At 69.0% G+C, this 17,146-nt stretch carries 16 protein-coding genes; 11 read left to right on the top strand and 5 right to left on the bottom strand.

The window, feature by feature from the left end:
- Positions 1–35 precede the first annotated feature (35 nt).
- Entirely contained in the window at positions 36–662 is a 627-nt protein-coding gene (locus QMK34_RS13085) for a winged helix-turn-helix transcriptional regulator (protein ID WP_326414132.1), read from the bottom strand.
- A gap of 78 nt (positions 663–740) precedes the next feature.
- Here QMK34_RS13085 and QMK34_RS13080 point away from each other — a divergent pair, with 78 nt between their 5' ends.
- The 3 genes from QMK34_RS13080 to QMK34_RS13070 all read left to right on the top strand — a co-directional run bounded on the left by QMK34_RS13080 (position 741) and on the right by QMK34_RS13070 (position 3,974).
- Positions 741–1,688, top strand: a complete 948-nt coding sequence (locus tag QMK34_RS13080; RefSeq protein WP_326414131.1) for an alpha/beta fold hydrolase — start codon at positions 741–743, stop codon at positions 1,686–1,688.
- Between the two features lie 571 nt (positions 1,689–2,259).
- The gene (locus QMK34_RS13075) at positions 2,260–2,937 is read left to right on the top strand and encodes a HEAT repeat domain-containing protein (RefSeq protein ID WP_326414130.1); all 678 of its coding nucleotides are present in this window, start codon (positions 2,260–2,262) and stop codon (positions 2,935–2,937) included.
- Positions 2,931–3,974 (top strand): HEAT repeat domain-containing protein, encoded by a 1,044-nt coding sequence (locus QMK34_RS13070; protein ID WP_326414129.1) that lies wholly within the window; start codon positions 2,931–2,933, stop codon positions 3,972–3,974. Before QMK34_RS13075 ends, QMK34_RS13070 begins: the two co-directional genes overlap by 7 nt.
- A gap of 164 nt (positions 3,975–4,138) precedes the next feature.
- On the opposite strand, the gene QMK34_RS13065 is transcribed toward QMK34_RS13070, so the two are convergent.
- Positions 4,139–4,963 carry a ZIP family metal transporter gene (locus QMK34_RS13065; protein ID WP_326414128.1) on the bottom strand — a complete coding sequence of 275 codons (825 nt, stop codon included), beginning with the start codon at positions 4,961–4,963 and terminating at the stop codon, positions 4,139–4,141.
- Between the two features lie 452 nt (positions 4,964–5,415).
- Here QMK34_RS13065 and QMK34_RS13060 point away from each other — a divergent pair, with 452 nt between their 5' ends.
- On the top strand, positions 5,416–6,303 hold the full coding sequence (locus tag QMK34_RS13060; RefSeq protein ID WP_326414127.1) for an alkaline phosphatase family protein: 888 nt from the start codon (positions 5,416–5,418) through the stop codon (positions 6,301–6,303).
- Positions 6,304–6,404: 101 nt separating this feature from the next.
- Here the strand turns inward: QMK34_RS13060 and QMK34_RS13055 are convergent, their stop codons facing one another.
- A complete protein-coding gene (locus QMK34_RS13055; RefSeq protein WP_326414126.1) occupies positions 6,405–7,025 on the bottom strand; it encodes a DUF3558 family protein in 621 nt (206 codons plus the stop codon).
- 597 nt (positions 7,026–7,622) lie between these two features.
- On the opposite strand from QMK34_RS13055, the gene QMK34_RS13050 reads away from it, so the two are divergent.
- The 3 genes from QMK34_RS13050 to QMK34_RS13040 are packed head-to-tail and all read left to right on the top strand — an operon-like array spanning position 7,623 to position 12,664.
- Positions 7,623–8,570, top strand: a complete 948-nt coding sequence (locus QMK34_RS13050; protein WP_326414125.1) for an ABC transporter ATP-binding protein — start codon at positions 7,623–7,625, stop codon at positions 8,568–8,570.
- Positions 8,567–9,913 carry an ABC transporter permease gene (locus QMK34_RS13045; protein ID WP_326414124.1) on the top strand — a complete coding sequence of 449 codons (1,347 nt, stop codon included), beginning with the start codon at positions 8,567–8,569 and terminating at the stop codon, positions 9,911–9,913. The genes QMK34_RS13050 and QMK34_RS13045 overlap by 4 nt, the downstream gene beginning before the upstream one ends.
- 3 nt (positions 9,914–9,916) lie before the next feature.
- Complete coding sequence (locus tag QMK34_RS13040) at positions 9,917–12,664, top strand: alkaline phosphatase family protein (protein WP_326414123.1); 2,748 nt, start codon at positions 9,917–9,919, stop codon at positions 12,662–12,664.
- A gap of 78 nt (positions 12,665–12,742) precedes the next feature.
- Here QMK34_RS13040 and QMK34_RS13035 read toward each other — a convergent pair whose 3' ends face one another.
- Entirely contained in the window at positions 12,743–12,931 is a 189-nt protein-coding gene (locus QMK34_RS13035) for a hypothetical protein (RefSeq protein WP_326414121.1), read from the bottom strand.
- Between QMK34_RS13035 and QMK34_RS13030 the strand changes: the two genes are divergently transcribed.
- From QMK34_RS13030 to QMK34_RS13015, 4 genes are all read left to right on the top strand, one after another.
- A complete protein-coding gene (locus QMK34_RS13030; RefSeq protein WP_326414119.1) occupies positions 12,930–13,610 on the top strand; it encodes a response regulator transcription factor in 681 nt (226 codons plus the stop codon). The genes QMK34_RS13035 and QMK34_RS13030 overlap by 2 nt on opposite strands.
- Positions 13,607–14,833, top strand: a complete 1,227-nt coding sequence (locus QMK34_RS13025) for a sensor histidine kinase (protein ID WP_326414118.1) — start codon at positions 13,607–13,609, stop codon at positions 14,831–14,833. Before QMK34_RS13030 ends, QMK34_RS13025 begins: the two co-directional genes overlap by 4 nt.
- 72 nt (positions 14,834–14,905) lie before the next feature.
- On the top strand, positions 14,906–15,433 hold the full coding sequence (locus tag QMK34_RS13020) for a DUF2231 domain-containing protein (protein WP_326414117.1): 528 nt from the start codon (positions 14,906–14,908) through the stop codon (positions 15,431–15,433).
- 48 nt (positions 15,434–15,481) lie between these two features.
- The gene (locus QMK34_RS13015; RefSeq protein WP_326414199.1) at positions 15,482–16,312 is read left to right on the top strand and encodes an undecaprenyl-diphosphate phosphatase; all 831 of its coding nucleotides are present in this window, start codon (positions 15,482–15,484) and stop codon (positions 16,310–16,312) included.
- 27 nt (positions 16,313–16,339) lie between these two features.
- Here the strand turns inward: QMK34_RS13015 and QMK34_RS13010 are convergent, their stop codons facing one another.
- Complete coding sequence (locus QMK34_RS13010; protein WP_326414115.1) at positions 16,340–17,086, bottom strand: AraC family transcriptional regulator; 747 nt, start codon at positions 17,084–17,086, stop codon at positions 16,340–16,342.
- Positions 17,087–17,146: the final 60 nt, after the last annotated feature.

The raw sequence follows: 17,146 nt of genomic DNA, 5'->3' as shown, positions 1-17,146 counted from the left end.
TTAGGTCATCTGCGCGGGAGGGGTCCCGAAACGCATCAGGCGGCGAAGACGGTGCGGACGACGGACTCGTCACCGTCGATCTCGACCAGGCCGAGGGCTCGGGCGTCGCCGAGAGTGAGGGCGCCTGCGGCAAGGCCGAGGATGTAGGCAGGGTCGGCGCGGACAGTGGCGTCGAGGCCGCGGCCGTCATGCGGGCCGACCTCGAAGCCGGAGCGCGTCGCGCGGAGCTCGAAGAGCTGGCCGCCGATCTCGAGGCCGACCGTCGCCGAGGCGCGGATCTTGACCCTGGCATCGAGCAGGGCGGGGACGGCGAGGGCGAGCCATTCCGGGCGGAAGGAGTCGCCGTCGGGGCCGCGGACCATCAACGGGGTGGACCAGCGGATCAGGCTCTCGATCGGCTGGCGCAGCTCGGCACCCCACGGCGTGAGGACGTATTCGACCACGCTGCCCGAGCCGGCCAGCCGCCGCTCGACCACGCCTGAGGCCTCAAGGTCGCGGAGCCGGTCGGCGAGCAGGTTGGTCGCGATGCCGGGGAGGCCATCGATCAGGTCACGGTAACGGGCGGGAGCGACCAGGAGCTGGCGGACGATGAGCAGATTCCACCGGTCGCCGACGACCTCAAGGGATCGGGCGAGTCCGCAGTACTGACCGTAACTACGCATCATATCCTTCTACTTGACCTTCTCAAGTGTGCGTGACAAGCTCAAGTCTACCGGAAGACCGAGCCGAGGGGGCCCGCCATGGCCGATTCCACCGAGAGCGCGCGGCCCGCCTGGGTCGACGACGACCTGTTCCCGTTCGAAAGCCGCTTCGTTGACATCGACGGGCACACCGTGCATTACGTCGACGAAGGGTCAGGTCCCACACTGCTGCTCCTGCACGGCAACCCGACCTGGTCGTTCCTCTGGCGCGACGTGATCCGCGCGCTGCGCGACGACTTCCGGTGCGTCGCCCTCGACTACCCGGGATTCGGGCTGTCGACACCGAAGCCCGGCTACCGCTACCTGCCCGAGGAGCACGCAGACGTGGTCACCGGGTTTGTCGACGCTCTCGGCCTCAAGGGCGTCACGCTGGTCGGGCAGGACTGGGGCGGCATGATCGGCCTGGCCGCCGTGCAGCGTCGGCCAGGCGTCTTCGATCGGCTGGTGCTCGCCAACACCTGGGCCTGGCCGGTCAATGGCGTTTTCCACTTCGAGTACTTCTCTCGTATCTTTGGCGGCCCCCCGGGCCGCTTCCTGGCCCGGCGGCTGAACTTCGTCGTCAACGTGTTCGTCCCCTTGGGCCACCGGCGTCGGAAGCCGACGGCAACCGAGATGACCCACTACCGCCGGGCTCTGGACAGCTCCGAGCGGCGCCAGGCCTCCGCTGTATTCCCCCGCCGGGTCCTCGCCAGCCGTGCCTTCTTCGCCGAGATCGAGGCCGGCCTCGCGGCCATTGCCCACCTGCCGACACTGATCGTGTGGGGTGACGCGGACATCGCCTTCCGTCCCCAGGAGCGCGAACGCCTGGAAGCGACCTTCCCCGACCACAAGACCGTGATCGTCGAGGGCGCCGGCACCTACGTGGAGTCCGACGCACCCGAGGAGTTCATCGCCGCGATCCGCAACTGGGCAGCGATGCGGCTCGGAGACGCGAGTCGTGCGAGTGAGACAGACCCTCTCGACCACTCTCACCCGCCCGGGTCGTGACGGCAGCGCGCAGCAAGACGCGCCGCAGGCTCGAACAAGTCGAGGCCTTACGTTCAGAGCGAGCCCGATTCCATGGCCGCCGCGGACGAACACGTCGGCGGCGGCCAGCTTGTTCGTGCCCTCATCGGTTACGCCGTCCGCGAGCACGCCAGAGGTGTCGCGAACGCAATGCCGTTGACCAGCCGACCCATGGGAGCGCCGAGGCAGCAGTGCACGCCGTGGCCGAACCCGAGGTGCGGTTGTCGGCGCCCCGGGCGGAATTGCGAGCAACAGCAGGTAGCAAAACGCGACCAGTTCGTCCTGGGTGAGCGCCCGACCGTCCGCTTCAGCACGGATCAGCGCATCGATCAGGTCGTCCCCCGGTGTCCGCGGCCGACGTTCGATGGTCGCCGCCACATAGTCGCGCCTCCACGCCAGCAGACGGGCGGCGCCGGTGTCGTCCGCCAGCCGTCCACGCGACATGTAGGTCTCCGACCAGCGACGGCGACACGGGGGTTTTCCGCCGGGTCGCCGCACCGGCTTGACCTTGACACTGTGACAAGGTGTTCGCTCAAGGCAGGAGGTGGTCCCGATGAACTCGACACAAAGGACCTCGCAGGACACAGGCCTGCTCGAAGCTTTGGGTGCCGAAAGCTCGTCGACGCGGCTCCAAGCCGCGCTGGCGGTCGGCACCGACCCCGACCCCGGCTTCGTCGAGCCGCTCATGGCACGGTGCGCGATCGAGCCGGACTTCTACGTGCGAGACATGCTCACCTGGGCGCTGACCCGTCACTCGCCGGAGATCACCGTTCCCCGGCTCCGTGCGGAGCTCGACTCGACGTGCGCCCAGGGTCGAAGCCAGGCGTTGCACACACTGTCCAAGGTGCAGGACCCGAGTGTGTGGCCCGCGATCACGCGGTCGTTGCTGCACGACGCCGACGACGAGGTCGCGCGAAGCGCGTGGCGTGCCGCCGTCGTCCTCGTGCCAGAGGGCGAAGTGAATGAGCTGGCCGCGAACCTGGTGACCCAGCTCGGTCGCGGTGACCGGAACGTGCACCTGAGTCTCAGCCGAGCGCTTGTCGCGCTCGGAGACGCGATCGAGCCGGCCCTGCGGACAGCACTGGCGAGTAACGACCCGACGGTGCGTGCGCATGCCCGCGCCACGCAGCGTCTCCTAGGCGACCCGGACGCAGGTTTCGACCCATCGATCGGCGAGGCGAAACGGAGCGTCGCGCTCGGGCCGGAACGAGTCCAGGGAGCAGCGTGCTGATCGGCGAGGTGGCACACCGCTCGGGGGTGAGTACCCGGATGCTCAGGCACTACGACTCCCTCGGGCTGGTGCGACCGACAGGCCGCACAGTGGGTGGCTACCGCGAGTATTCGGCCGAGGACATTCGCCGGATCTTTCACGTGGAAGGTCTGCGGTCCCTGGGCTTGTCGCTGCGACAGATCGGACGCGCTCTGGAAGAGCCCGCCTTCGCACCGTCCACAATGGTCGGCGACCTCATCCGGCGGACCGAGGACCGACTGAAGCGGGAGCACGAGCTACTCGAGCGACTCCGTACGATCGATGCCTCGGCGCCTTTCGGCTGGCAGGACGTCCTGCGCGTCGTTGAGCTCCTGCACGAGCTCAACTCGCCCAGTGCCGCGCGCCGGCAGCAAGCCGTCCTGGTGCAGGCCGAGGACGTGCCGGTTCCCGTCGAGCTGCTGGCCAAGGCGGTTTTCGCCGAATCCGATCCGAACGTCGCCGGCGCCCTGCGGTGGGCCCTCGCGCGGGCGGGCGGTGACGGTGTGGCGAGCGTGGCGTCGGGGGTGTATTCGGAGAACGTCGACATCCGGCGGCGCGCGGTTTTGGCGATCGCCGAAATGTCCGGTGACGAGGCGACCGCGGTGCTCACGGACGCACTCGGGGACTCGGACACGACAGTGCGCAGGCATGCTGCTTTAACCCTGGGCAAACGTGGCGAGACCGCAGCCGTGCCGACACTCCTCGACATGGTCGTCGTGGGCACAAACGACGTCGAAGCGGCCGAGGTTCTGGGAACGCTGTCAAGGGACCCCGGGTGCGCGGACCGGATCATGAGTGCACTGGTCGACGAACTCGCCGCGGACACCGCGGACTCCGCGATGCGGATCCGCCTGACCCAAGCACTCGTCGAGATGCCGGGGACCACCGCGCAGGGCGTCCTGCGGCAACTGGCCCACGACGGTGATCGGGCTGTCGCCCTCATCGCCTCGGCCCTCGTGGGAGTGCTCGAAGAGCGAGAGTCCGGGGCATTTCGTGGCATTGACGGAACGGAGCGTTAATCGAGCTCGACCGTGCTTCTTGACCGCGGCCAGTCGCGGCAAGTCACATGTCAATAAATACGTGTCAACACACCGGCGTCAGCCATCTTTGGCGGACGGGTCGAGCGTCCTCTGGCCGAGCTCGTGGGTGTCCACATGAGACGTTTGTGCGGACGCGGGCTTGGTCAGGCTCCGGCGGCGGTGATGACTGCGTCGGTGGCGAAGCCGAGGACGAGTCCGAGGAACACGCCCCACGTCGTGACGGTCTTGAGGTTCGCTTTGCGGGCGACGGCGAGCAGTTCGATGACGACGTAGAGGATCGACCCGGCGGCGAGACCGAGGAACGCGATCAAGACGGTCTCGCTGACGAAGGCCTGTCCGGCGAGCGTGCCCACGAACGTGGGGCCACCGCCGATCAGGCCGAGCAGGGCGAGGTAGCCCCAGGACGGGCGGGTTCCGGTCAGGGGCGCCACGATGCCGAAGCCCTCGGTGGCGTTGTGCAGCCCGAATCCGATGACCAGCAGGACGGCGAGACTGAGTTCGCCGGCGGCGGCCGAGTTGCCGATCACCAGTCCTTCGGCGAAATTGTGCAGGCCGATCCCGATCGCGATCGTCATGGCCAGGCGGGAGGCCGAGTTCCGCGTCGTCGTCGCGCTCAGCTCACCGACCGACGCGGCGCCCGGCCCGTATGCGCGCTGGGCGTCCGCCCGGCGGCGAGCGGTCGCTTGGTCGAAGTAGGCCAGGCCGAGCAGACCCGCCCCGACCGTGACCAGGAGAACGGCGCCATTGCCGAACACTCCGCCGAGTTCGCCCTTGCTCAACCCGGCGTCGATCGGTGCCCAGGCATGGGCGAGCACGTCCCAGAGCAGGAAGACCAGGATGCCCGTGGCCGTGCCGTTGAGGAACGTTTTCAGCCGTGGCATCTCGGCGCGCAGCCTGCCGAGCGGGAGCCCGAGGTAGATGGTGAACCCCGAGACGGCGCCGAGGACGGCGATTTGAGTGGGCGACATGGGCTGGCTCCTGGAGTCTCGCGTAACGCTGCGCGGCGACCGTAACTCAGGAAAGCCTCACCTCATAGAGGTGAGGCGTACCTATTGTCCGGAGGTGGCGAGTTTCATGCCGACGGAGTATCCCTGGCGGTCCATTGTGGACTCACAGGCAAGCGTAGAGCCAATTATTGGTTAGAGAATGGCTAAATCTCAACGAGCGTGACGGCGGCCATGCACGCGTCGCCGACTCGCAGACGATGAGCGGCCGCGGCGCGATCGAGGGAACGTTTGACCGGTTGTGCCGGTTGTATGTAAGTGCAACTTTCGGCCCTGTTTCGCTCTCTATCGCGCATCTACAGTCGACTCACCCGAACCCGCGCCGCTGGGAGCTCTGTCCCGTGATAGGGCCACGTTCCCGCTCACCCGTGGCTGGTCCGGCTGAAAAGTCCTGCCTCTGCAAGGAGAGTGTCACCATGTCACGCGCTCATCGTGGTTTCAGTCTGCTCGCCGCCGGTCTCACGATCGCCGCGAGCGGCCCGGTCGCCTTCGCCCCCCTCGCCCACGCCTCGACCGGCATACCGAGGCCCGACCACGTCCTGGTCGTGGTGCTCGAGAACGAGCAGCGCGCGCAGATCATCGGCAACCCGGACGCCCCCTACATCAACTCGCTCGCCGACACCGGCGCGAACTTCACCGAGTCCTACGCGATCACCCATCCGAGCCAGCCCAACTACCTCGCGCTGTACTCCGGTGACACCCAGGGCGTCACCAGTGACGCGTGCCCGAACACCTTCGACACCGACAACCTCGGCCAGCAGCTGATCGCAGCCAACCTGTCCTTCACCGGCTACTCCGAGGACCTGCCGTCGGACGATCCCACCTCGTGCGGCTCTGGCGGCTACGCCCGCAAACACAATCCCTGGGTCAACTTCACCAACGTGCCCGCCGAGGACAACCAGCCCTTCAGCAACTTCCCGAGCGACTACAGCACGCTGCCCACCGTGTTCTGGGTGATTCCCAACCTGTGCAACGACATGCACGACTGCTCGGTGTCCACAGGAGACTCCTGGCTGAAGAACAACCTCGACGGCTACGTGCAGTGGGCCAACGAGCACAACAGTGTTCTGATCACCACGTTCGACGAGGACGACTCCAACGGCACCAACCAGATCACCACCCTCTTCAACGGACAGCCGGTGACACCGGGGTCCTACGACCGGACGATCGACCACTACAGCGTGCTGCGCACCGTCGAGGACATGTACGGGCTGCCGTACGCGGGCAACGCCGCGCAGGCCACGTCGATCACCAACGTGTGGGGCTCCGGCACTGCGTCCGAACAGCGTCGGACCAGAAGGTGAGCTCCGACAAGCGATCGGACGGCCACCACGATCTGGAGCCCTTGCGAACTCGCGGCGAGCGATGGTCGCGGGCGGAACGCGTGCCGAATTCCGGTGGGCCGTCACCCTCCGGCGGGGACTCGGTCGAACATCAGCTTGATCATCTTCATACCCAGGTCACAGCGGTTCACCGTAGGCGGAGCGAAACCGGTCAGGGTGAGGGTCAGCCCTTGACCGTAAGGTTCGCTGTCCCGGTTCCAGGGCGCGGTGAACACCACGACCTTGCACTCGGCAGGACTTGCTTCCTGGACAATTCCCGTATTGCCTTCCAGTTCGAAAGGCCTGTTCTTCGACGTGCCGAGAACGATGACCGTGTTCTGCTCGACGGGGACGGACACCGCCGCCGGTCCGGTTCCGCCGGTGCCGAAGGTGTAGTTGCAGCGGGTCTCGTTGAACCGGCTTGACCTGGCAGGCTGGCCGGTGATCTCCTGGATGTCCGCGGTGCTGAGCAGGCCGCAAAGGTCGACACCGTCGACCTTCTTCTTCACGGTGATCTTCGGATTCCCGACGGTGCCTGACTCCGCGGCGGCCGAGGACGACAGCGGCGAGACGGAGGCACTCGGTACGCCCGAACCGGTCTCGGCAGGCGCGGCGTTGGGGGTGCCACTCACGCCTGAATTGCAGCCTGCGAGAGCACCCGTCAACAATAGGCACAGCGCAAATCGAAGGGTCTTCGGATTCATGGCTGGAGCTTAACAAAGGCACACGCGATTCCCGAACAAGGTAGTTTTTCTATCTGAAAGGCGTTTCGCCATGCGAGAGTTCAGCACGCGGGGGACGAAGGCCGGTTCGGCGGCGGAGATAGGAACGCCTCAGAAGACCGTGTGCCCTGATGGGAGCCTTCACGGCGTCTAACGCCGTCATGGATGTCTTCAGGGGCACGCATGAAACGGTCATGGCGGTATGAAACGGGCGAATGGGCAGACTTTTCGTCCTTTGTGGAGGGTAGGCGGCTTCGAAGGACAGGTGCTCGAGGCTTCGAGCGGCGGCCGCTGCGACAGTTCTCAGACGCGTTCTCAGGCACGCACACACCACCCGGCGGAGACTTCCGCCGAGACCCGGGCGCCACCGGGGAACTGGTCGGCGTCGGCTCCCGAAGCGACCAGAAACGTGAGTGGACGGTTAACCCGGCGCAAGAACCGATTAATCCGGACATTTCACCGGCGAGGTGGACATCGGCTGGTCCCCGTTCCACGAACGTTCACCTGACTCGGCAACCCGGTGTCACTTGCAGTCCCTAAGTTTCCGGCACAGGCGACAGAACGAAGGTACCGACACCCATGGACGAACCGTTGGCAGTGCGGGCTCGCGGGATCACGAAGTATTTCGGCGACGTGATCGCGCTCGACTGCGTGGACCTGGCGGTGGCGCCGGGACAGATCCACGGGCTGGTGGGGCCGAACGGCGCGGGGAAGACGACGTTGCTCGGCCTGCTGCTGGGTCTGGCCGCCGCCGACGAAGGCAGCCTCGAGATCCTGGGCACGCCGGTCGGGCGGGCGCTGGCCGCTCCCGGCGGGGTCACGGGCTTCGTGGACGGCCCCGGCCTCTACCCCTCTCTCACCGCCAGGCAGAACCTCGCCGCGCTGGCCGCGCTACGCGGCCCCGGCGCGCAGACGGCGGGGATCGGCGAGGTGCTCGACCAGGTCGGGCTCACCGAGGTCGCCGACGACCGGGTCCGGGGCTTCTCCCTCGGTATGCGGCAACGGCTCGGGCTCGCCGCGGCCCTGCTCACCAAGCCCCGGCTCCTGGTGCTCGACGAGCCGTCCAACGGCCTCGACCCGGCGGGCAAGAAGCAGGTGCACGGTGTCCTCAACCGGCTCGCCGCGGACGGCGCCACCGTGGTGCTGTCCAGCCACCGGATGGACGATCTCGAGGCGCTCTGCTCAGAGGTCACCATCCTCGCGGCCGGGCGCGTCGTCTTCTCCGGCCCGCTGGGCAAGCTGTCGGCCGAGAACCGTGAGCTCGACTACCGGCTGCGCACCTCCGACCCGGGGGCCGCCCGCCGACTGGCCCTCGAAACGCCCAGTGTCGGTGTTGTCGAGAGCACTGATGCGGGGCCCTGGCGGGACGCCGAGGTGGTGGTGGTGCGGGCACCGGTGCCCGCCCTCGACGAACTGGTGGCGCGGCTCGTGCGCGCGGACGTCGCGGTGCGCGAGCTCGCCCCCGTGGTGTCGCCGCTCGAGGCCGCTTTCCTCGCCCTTACCGAGCAGCGGGAGACCGGCCGATGACCGCGACTGTCACCGAGACAACCGGGCCCGTCCCGGTGGCACGTGCCTACCGCTTCGAACTGGTCAAGCTGCTCGCCCAATGGCGGATCCGCCTGCTGCTCCTCGCCTGCTGGCTCGCTCCGGCGCTCTTCGTCGCGGTGGTGAGCCAGCAGAGTTCGCTCCCCGTCGACACCCTCTTCGGCCGCTGGATGAACGTCACGGGGTGGGCCGGGCCGCTGGTGATGCTCGGTTTCGCGGGCACCTACGCGCTCCCGTTGCTGACCTCGGTGGTCGCCGGTGACGTGTTCGCGTCCGAGGACCGGCTCGGCACCTGGCGGCATCTGCTGGTGGCGGTTCGGTCGTACCGCCGGATCTTCGTGGCGAAGGCGCTGGCCAGCCTGACCGTCATCCTGGCGCTCGTGGTCGGGCTGGCCGTTTCCAGCGCGGCCGGCGGGGTACTCGCGGTGGGCGACCGGCCGCTGGTCGGTCTCGACGGTCACCTGCTGGCCCCGGCGGACGCCGCCGGGCAGGTCCTGCTCGCGTGGACCTGCGTGCTCGCCCCGACACTGGCCCTCGCCGCGATCGGGCTGCTCGGGTCCGTCGCGTTGGGACGGTCGCCGATGGGCCTGCTGCTGCCCGCCGTCATCGCCCTCACGATGCAGCTGGCCCAGATGCTGCCGCTGCCCGTCGCCGTCCGCCTCGCCCTGCCCAGCTACGCCTTCATCGCGTGGAACGGCCTGTTCACCAGCCCTGCGCAGCTCGGCCCGCTGCTGATCGGCATCGGAGTCAGCCTGGTCTGGGCCGTCACCGCGACCACGCTGGCCTACCGGCTGTTCCTGCGGCGCGACTTCACCAGCTCCACCTACGACGGCTCCGGGCGCCGCGCGATCACCGCCGGAGCCCTGCCGCTGCTCGGGCTCGCCGGGCTCACGGTCGCGATCCTCGCCGCGGCGACCCCGGCGCTGGGGTCCGGGATCGACCAGGACAAGGTGCAACGCTCGGTCGCCACGGCGTTCGCCCACCTCTACCGCCTGCAGACCGGGCAGCTCCACCGCCCCGACGTCACCGAGGCGCAGCTGGGCGTCACGGCGGAGTGCACCAAGGGTGGCGGCCTGAACGCCGCCGAGGGACCGGGCAACGACTGGCGCTGTGTCGTCTACTGGCGCCTTCCAGGCATCGAGGCCACCGGTTCGGCCATCTATCAGCTCGACGTCACCGCTGACGGTCGGTTCGTCGCCGACGGCGACGGACCGAAGGAAGTGAACGGCTACTTCCAGGTGCGGACCCCGACCGGGGACGAACCCAACCCCCTCTGGCAGTTCGACGGGAACGTCGAGCTGCTCCCCACCCACCCGAAGGGATAGACCATGCAGGTAACACGCCGCAGACGGCGTACCGGGAAGGACCGTTCCGGCCAGCGCGGCGGTCACCGGACTCGACTCGCGACGGCGGGCGTCACCACGCTCGTCCTCATCGCGTCCGGCGCCGGCGCCGGTTCCGCCTCGACGCGCCAGTTCGGCACCGACCAGGTCGGCCAGCTCACCGACCAGGGCCAGGTCATCTCCAGCGACCAGTACCTCGCCCCGATCGGTGATCGCCTCGTCGTGAACAACGGCAAGATCATGGCGTCGACGGTCAGCCCGGACGGCGGCCACCTCGCGGCGCTGACCGCCGACGGCGGGATCGCGCTCACCATCGTCGACCTCAAGAGCTGGCAGGTGCAGCAGCTCGTCGGAAACTCCGCGACGGCGAACCTGCGCATCCCCAGTAACGACGTGGGCCAGGAGGGGCCGTCGTACTCCCCCGACGGCAAGACGCTGTGGATGGCCCAGACCGACGGCTACCGCCGGTTCACGGTGAACCCCGACGGCACCGTCGCCAACCCGACGTTCGTCACGATCCCGGCGGACGGGCCCAAGCACGCGCTGGTGGCCCAGGCGGTGTTCTCGCCCGACGGCTCGACCGTGTATTCCGCTGTCAACGGGCAGAACCGCGTCGTCGCCATCACCGCGGCGACCGGAGCCGTCCAGCAGAGCTGGACCGTGGGCAACGCCCCGCGTGACCTGGTCCGGATCGGCGGCAAGATCTACGTCAGCAATGAGGGCGGCCGCCCGGCCACCCCGGGTGACACCACGCTGAACTCCTACAACACGCAGGTGCCCGCCGACCCCGTCACCGGCGCCACCACCACCGGCACGGTCAGCGTCATCGACGTGGCGAACCCGGCGGCCGCGGTCGAGAGCATCGACGTCGGCCTGCACCCGACCGCCCTGTACGCCAAGCACGGGACGCTGTTCGTCGCCAACACCGCCAGCAACGACGTCTCCGTCATCGACACCGCCAGGAACAAGGTCGTCCAGACCATCGCCACCCAGCCGTGGCCGGAGGCCACCGTCGGGTACGAGCCCGACGGGATCACCCTCACCGACGACGGTCACCTGCTGGTGACGCTCGGCCGCGCCAACGCGCTCGCCGTCTACCGCTACACCTCCCCGAAGGAGCCGGCCAGCTACGTCGGCCTGCTGCCGACGGACTACTTCCCGACAGCGGTCACCACGGCCGGGAACGACGTGCTGATCTCCAACACCCGCGGTATCGACGCCCGCCGCCCCACGACCGCGGCCGGGCACGGCACCCACGACACGACGTCGAGCCTGCAGAAGTTCCGGCTGCCCGACGACCACGCCATCCGCGGCTACACCGCCAAGGTCTTCCGGCAGAACGGCTGGACCCCCGGCTCGGTCCAGGCGGCCAACGGCGAGCGCAACCGGCGGCCGGTACCGGTCCCGCAGCGGCTCGGCGATCCCTCGACGATCAAGCACGTCTTCATGATCGTCAAGGAGAACCGGACCTACGACCAGCTCTTCGGTGACCTCCCGCAGGGCGACGGCGCCCCGGCGCTGGCGCAGTTCGGGGAGAACGTGACCCCGAACCAGCACGCGATGACCCGGCAGTTCGGGCTCTACGACAACACCTACGACATCGGCACGAACTCCGCCGAGGGGCACAACTGGCTGATGCAGGCCGACGACCCGGAGTACACCGAGTCCTCGGCCGGTGAGTACCTGCGCAGCTACGACACCGAGGACGACGCCCTCGGCCACCAGCGCTCCGGGTTCCTTTGGACCGGCGCCGCGGCCGCGGGGAACACGGTGCGGGACTTCGGCGAGTTCCACCAGTTCCTGACCAAGCCGTCGGGCGCGACCTGGCAGAACCTTTACTGCGACAGCAAGAACATGGCCGCGACCGGGCAGCACACCGCATACCCCCTGGTCTCGTCCTCGCCGATCCCGTCGCTCAACGACATTTCGGTGCCCGCCTTCCCGAAGTTCGACACCGCGGTCCCGGACCTCTACCGGTACGAGATCTGGAAGCAGAACTTCGAAAAGAACGGCCCGGCCGGCCTGAACATGTTCTGGCTGTCCAGCGACCACACCGGCGGCCCGCCGAGCGCGGCCGCCCAGGTGGCCGACAACGACCTCGCGGTCGGCAAGATGGTCGACACCATCTCGCACAGCCAGTACTGGAAGGACTCCGCGATCTTCGTCGTCGAGGACGACTCCCAGGCGGGCCTCGACCACGTCGACGGCCACCGCGCGCCGATCCAGATCATCAGTCCCTGGGCCCAGCACGGCGCCGTCGACAACCACTACTACTCGCAGATCACGATGATCCGCACCATCGAGCAGATCCTCGGAATCCAGCCGATGAACCAGAAGGACAGCGCGGCGACCCCGATGAGCACCGCGTTCACCAAGAAGCCCGACTACACCCCGTTCACCGCCGTGCCGAACCGCACATCCCTGACCGCGGGCCTGCCGACGCCGCCGTCCTGTGGCGCCGACACCGTCGCGCCGCAGTTCGCCTCGAACGCACCGTCGACCACGGTCCCGGCGGACAAGGTGCCGGTGGTCGCCCAGTGGCAGCAGTGGAAGTCCCAGCAGCGGCTGACCGGCCCGAACGCCACGGCCGACTACGCCAACCCCGCGCAGATGAACCACTTCACGTGGTACGAGGCGCATGGGTGGACGCAGCCCTACCCGGGTGAGGACCAGGTCCACACCCCGGATCAGGTGCCGGGCGCCTACCTCCCGTCGGCGGCGTCCGACGGCTGACCGTTCGACCCCTGACAGGGCCCCTGGTCGCGTCACCGCGGCCAGGGGCCCTGTCTTTTCCCTGACGGCGTAACAAGGTCAGCCGAGGTCCGGCGGCACGTCCGGGTCGAGCATCGGCGCTCCGCCGTGTCGCCGCTCCCAGGAAACGCCCAGAAAAGACGGCCAGGCTGGCGGGATGCCCGGCAACCTCGACCAGCGTCCGCTGAGCGGCGAGACCACAATGACGACCACAATGACGACCACGATGACGACCACAATGACCCCCATGCTGCCGGTGAACGCGACCTCGCCCAGGGTGTTGCTGATCGAGGACGAGTCGCGGCTCGCGGACCTGCTCGCGAAGCTGCTGGCCGAGGAGGGCTACGACGTCGAGATCGCCGGAGACGGCCAGCGCGGGCTGCACCTCGGACTCACCCGTGCCTACGACGTGCTCGTGCTCGACCGGGGCCTGCCCGTGCTCGACGGGCTGGACCTGCTGACACGGCTGCGGCTCAAGGGCGTCACGACCCCGACGCTGGTGCTCTCCGCGCTGGGCAATCCGGCCGATCGGGTCGCCGGGCTCGACGCGGGCGCCGAAGACTACCTGGCCAAGCCGTTCGACATCGACGAACTCCTGGCCCGGCTGCGCTCACTGCGACGGCGGCACCTCGACACCGCCCGCACACTGCCCCTGCCCGGCGGGAGGCTCGACCTCGACACCCGGCTCGTCCAGACGGGCGCGTACCCGCCGGTGCGACTGTCCGAACGGGAATGCGCCCTGCTGGCGCTGCTGGCCGCCCGGCCGTCGCAGGTGTTCCCGCGCACGAGCCTGCTCAGGCTGGTCTTCGACGACGCCGACAGCAACGCCGTCGTCGACACCTACGTCCACTACCTGCGCCGCAAACTCGGCAAACACGTCATCGACACCGTGCGCGGCCGCGGCTACCAGCTCGGCACTCCGGCGTGAAGACGCCGAAGCGACGCTCGGCCGACGCGGCGATGCTGCGGAGCGCGTCGTTGCGGGTAGGTCTGCAGACCGCGGCCGCGGTCGCGGTGACCGTGCTCGTCCTCGTCGGCATCGCGGTGCTGGTCGTGCTGCGGGACCAGCACCGCCAGCAGGACGAGCTGCTCAGCGACACCGTCACCCGGGCCGACGACGTGACCGACCCGCCCGCCGGGGTGTGGCTGGTGCTCCAGGACGCGAGCGGCAGGCGGGTCAGCCCGGGGGCGCCCGCGGGCTTCCCGCTGGAAGCCGACCTGCGTGACACCGCCCAAGACGGCGTGACCCGCAACCACCACGTCAAGGTGGGGCCGGTGGAGTACCAGGTACTGACCCAGCGCGGGTCCGCGATCCTGGTGCAGGGCGTGCTCAGCCTCAGCGACGCGCACCGCGAACGCGGCAGGCTCATCACCGCGCTGTTGCTGTGCGGGGCGGCCGGGTTGCTCGTCGCCGCGCTCGCCGGTGCCTGGCTGGGCCGTCGCGCGGTCATCCCGCTCGCCCGCGCCCTCGCGCTGCAGCACCGCTTCGTCGCCGACGCCGGGCACGAGCTGCGCACACCGCTGACGCTGCTGAGCACCCGCGCGCAGCTCGTGCGTCGCGGCCTGCGCCGCAACGCCGACCCCGCCACCCTGCAGTCCGAAGTGGACGGACTCGTCGCGGACGCCGACCAGCTCGCCGCGATCCTCGAAGACCTCCTGCTGGCCGCCGATCCCCGCACCGGCGACGCCCACCGGCCCGTCGAGCTGCCGTTGCTGGTGGACCAGGAGATCGCGGCGGCCCGGCCACTCGCGCGCCAGCGGGATGTCACGGTCGACGTCGTCGCTTCGGGGACCGGTCCGCTCGTCGTCGACGGCTCCGAGACGGCCTTGCGCCGCGCGGTGAACGCCTTGGTGGACAACGCGGTCCGGCACGCGAACGGCGCGGTCCTGGTCACGATCGCCGGGGTGGGCAAGCAGGTGCGCCTGGACGTGGCCGACGACGGGCCCGGCATCGACCCCGCGATGCTGCCCACCCTGTTCGAACGGTTCGCGTCCGGTTCGGACGGACGCCGGGGCCACGGCCACCGCCGGTACGGGCTCGGGCTCGCCCTCGTCGCCGAAATCGCCGCCCGCCACGGTGGCACGGTGTCCGCTCGCACCGAGCGGGACGGGGCGGTGCTCAGCGTCTCGCTCCCCCGCGCCACCCCGTGAGTTCCCAGAAAACTCCCAAGATCCCCCGCCAGACTCACCCGGGACAGCAGACCACAGAAGCGGAGTCCTGCCATGCCCGTATTCCTCACCGGCCTGCCGGTGCACGTCCTGATCGTGCACGCGGTGGTGGTGCTGGTCCCCCTCGCCGTCGTGGGCGCCACGATCGTCGCGGTCTGGCCCGCCGCGCGCCGCCGGTACGGCTGGCTCACCGTCGGGCTCACCGCGCTGGCCGCCGCCTGCGTCCCGATCGCCACCGGCAGCGGCGAGGACCTGCGCGACCGGCTGGTCCCGACCGACCTGATCCGCACCCACGCCCAACTCGGCGACGAACTGCTCGTCTTCGTCCTCGCGCTGCTGATCCTGCTCGCCGCGCTCGTCACCGTCGATCACCGCCGCGGCCGGAACGCGGCGAAAGCCGCACTGGAGCAGGCCGAGCCCACGCGGGGCCCGCGCGCCATCGTGCTCGGCCTCGCCCTGCTCACCGTCGGCTTCGCGGTCACCTCCGGTGTCCAGGTGGTGCGTATCGGCGACTCCGGTGCGCGCGCCGCCTGGGCCGAGACACACTATGTCGCACCCGCGCCGCACAAGGGCCAGGGCTGACACCGCGTTTCCCACCCCACCCGACGACGAAGGACACCAGCGTTGAGCGTGATCGATATCGGCCAGGCCGTCATCCTCGGGATCGTGGAGGGCCTCACCGAGTTCCTGCCGGTCTCCTCCACCGGGCACCTCAAGATCACCGAGGGCCTCCTGGACATCCCGGTGGAGGACCACGCCGTGGTCGGCTTCACCGCCGTGATCCAGGTCGGTGCGATCGCCGCGGTCCTGGTGTACTTCTTCCGCGACATCGTCCGCTTCGCCGCCGCCTGGGGCCGTGGCGTCGCCCACCCGCAGGCACGGCAGAGCCACGACTACAAGTTCGCCTGGTGGGTCATCTTCGCCACCCTGCCCATCGTCGCCGCGGGCCTGCTGTTCCAGCCGCTCATCAAGGGACCGCTCGCGTCGCTGTGGGTCGTGGCGGGTTCGCTCATCGTGGGCAGCGCGCTGATGTGGGGCGCCGAACGGGTCGGCAAGCTCAACCGCGGCGAAGCGGACATCACGTTCGCCGACTCGATGATCGTCGGCGTGTCCCAGATCCTCGCGCTGCTGTTCCCCGGGTTCTCCCGGTCCGGCGCGACCATCTCCGTCGGCCTGATCCGCGACCTCGACCGCGTCGCCGCGACCCGCTTGTCGTTCTTCCTGTCGATCCCGGCCCTCACCGGCGCCGGGGTCTACGAGCTCAAGGACGCGCTCGGCGGCGGGCTCGACGTGCTCCCGCTGGCCGTGGGCACCGTCGTGTCGTTCCTCGTCGCGTACGCCTCCATCGCCTGGCTGCTGAAGTTCGTCGCGAAGCATTCTTTCAACGCCTTCGTGCTCTACCGCGTCGTCATCGGCGTCGTCCTGTTCGCGCTGCTCGGCACCGGCGTCCTCAACTCCTGACCGCGACGGGAGGGCGCCCGAGTGCCGCTAGTCAATGGGCAGGTGCGTTCCCGGCGTGTGTCCGAAGGTTCGGCGGAACACATCGATGAACGCGCTGGCGGAGGACCAGCCGCACGTGTGTGCCACGGCGGTCACCGGGCTGTTCCCGGCGAGCAGGATCAAGGCGTGGTAGAGCCGTAATTGGGTGCGCCACTGGGGGAAGGTCATGCCGAGATCGGCTTTGAACAGCCGCGACAAAGTGCGGTCGCTGGCACCGATCTGCCTGCCCAATGCGGCCAGGGTGCGACCGTCGGCCGGATCGGCGCGCAGGATCTCGCAGACCTCCTTCAGCCGGGGACTGGTCGGCGTGGGCAGATACAGCGGTTGCTGAGGCGAGGCGCGGAGTTGGTCGAGCAAGACAGTCCGCAGCCGGCCGCGCTCCGGGCTGTCGCCGTACGGAGTGCGCGTGTAGGCGAGGATCAGTTCCCGGAGCAGGGGACCGACGGCCAGCACCGTCGGCTTGGCCAGGTCCAGCGGGTTGTCCCGGGCGGGCAGGCCGACCAGGTGCAGTTCGAGCTCGCCGTAGGCCTGGTGTGCGTGCACGGTGCCGGCCGGTACCCAGATCGCACGGGTGGCCGGAGCGATCCACAAACCGGCGCAAGTCGTCACGACCAGCACTCCCCTGCCCGCGTAGACGATCTGGTGGTCGTCGTGGCGGTGGGCGTCGACGCCGGTTCCGGACGCCAGCGACCGGGCGCGGGTCGGCGCTACTGACTCGTGGCGGATTTCTGTCATTGATTGGCAGTTTATCGGAAGCGCGACAGGTAGCGCCAAGCTGACCATGATGATGTGTCC

This window comes from Amycolatopsis sp. H20-H5, assembly GCF_035828755.1.
Lineage (GTDB): Bacteria > Actinomycetota > Actinomycetes > Mycobacteriales > Pseudonocardiaceae > Amycolatopsis.
Note: the sequence above shows the minus strand (reverse complement) of the source record. Positions and strands in the feature narration are given on the sequence as shown.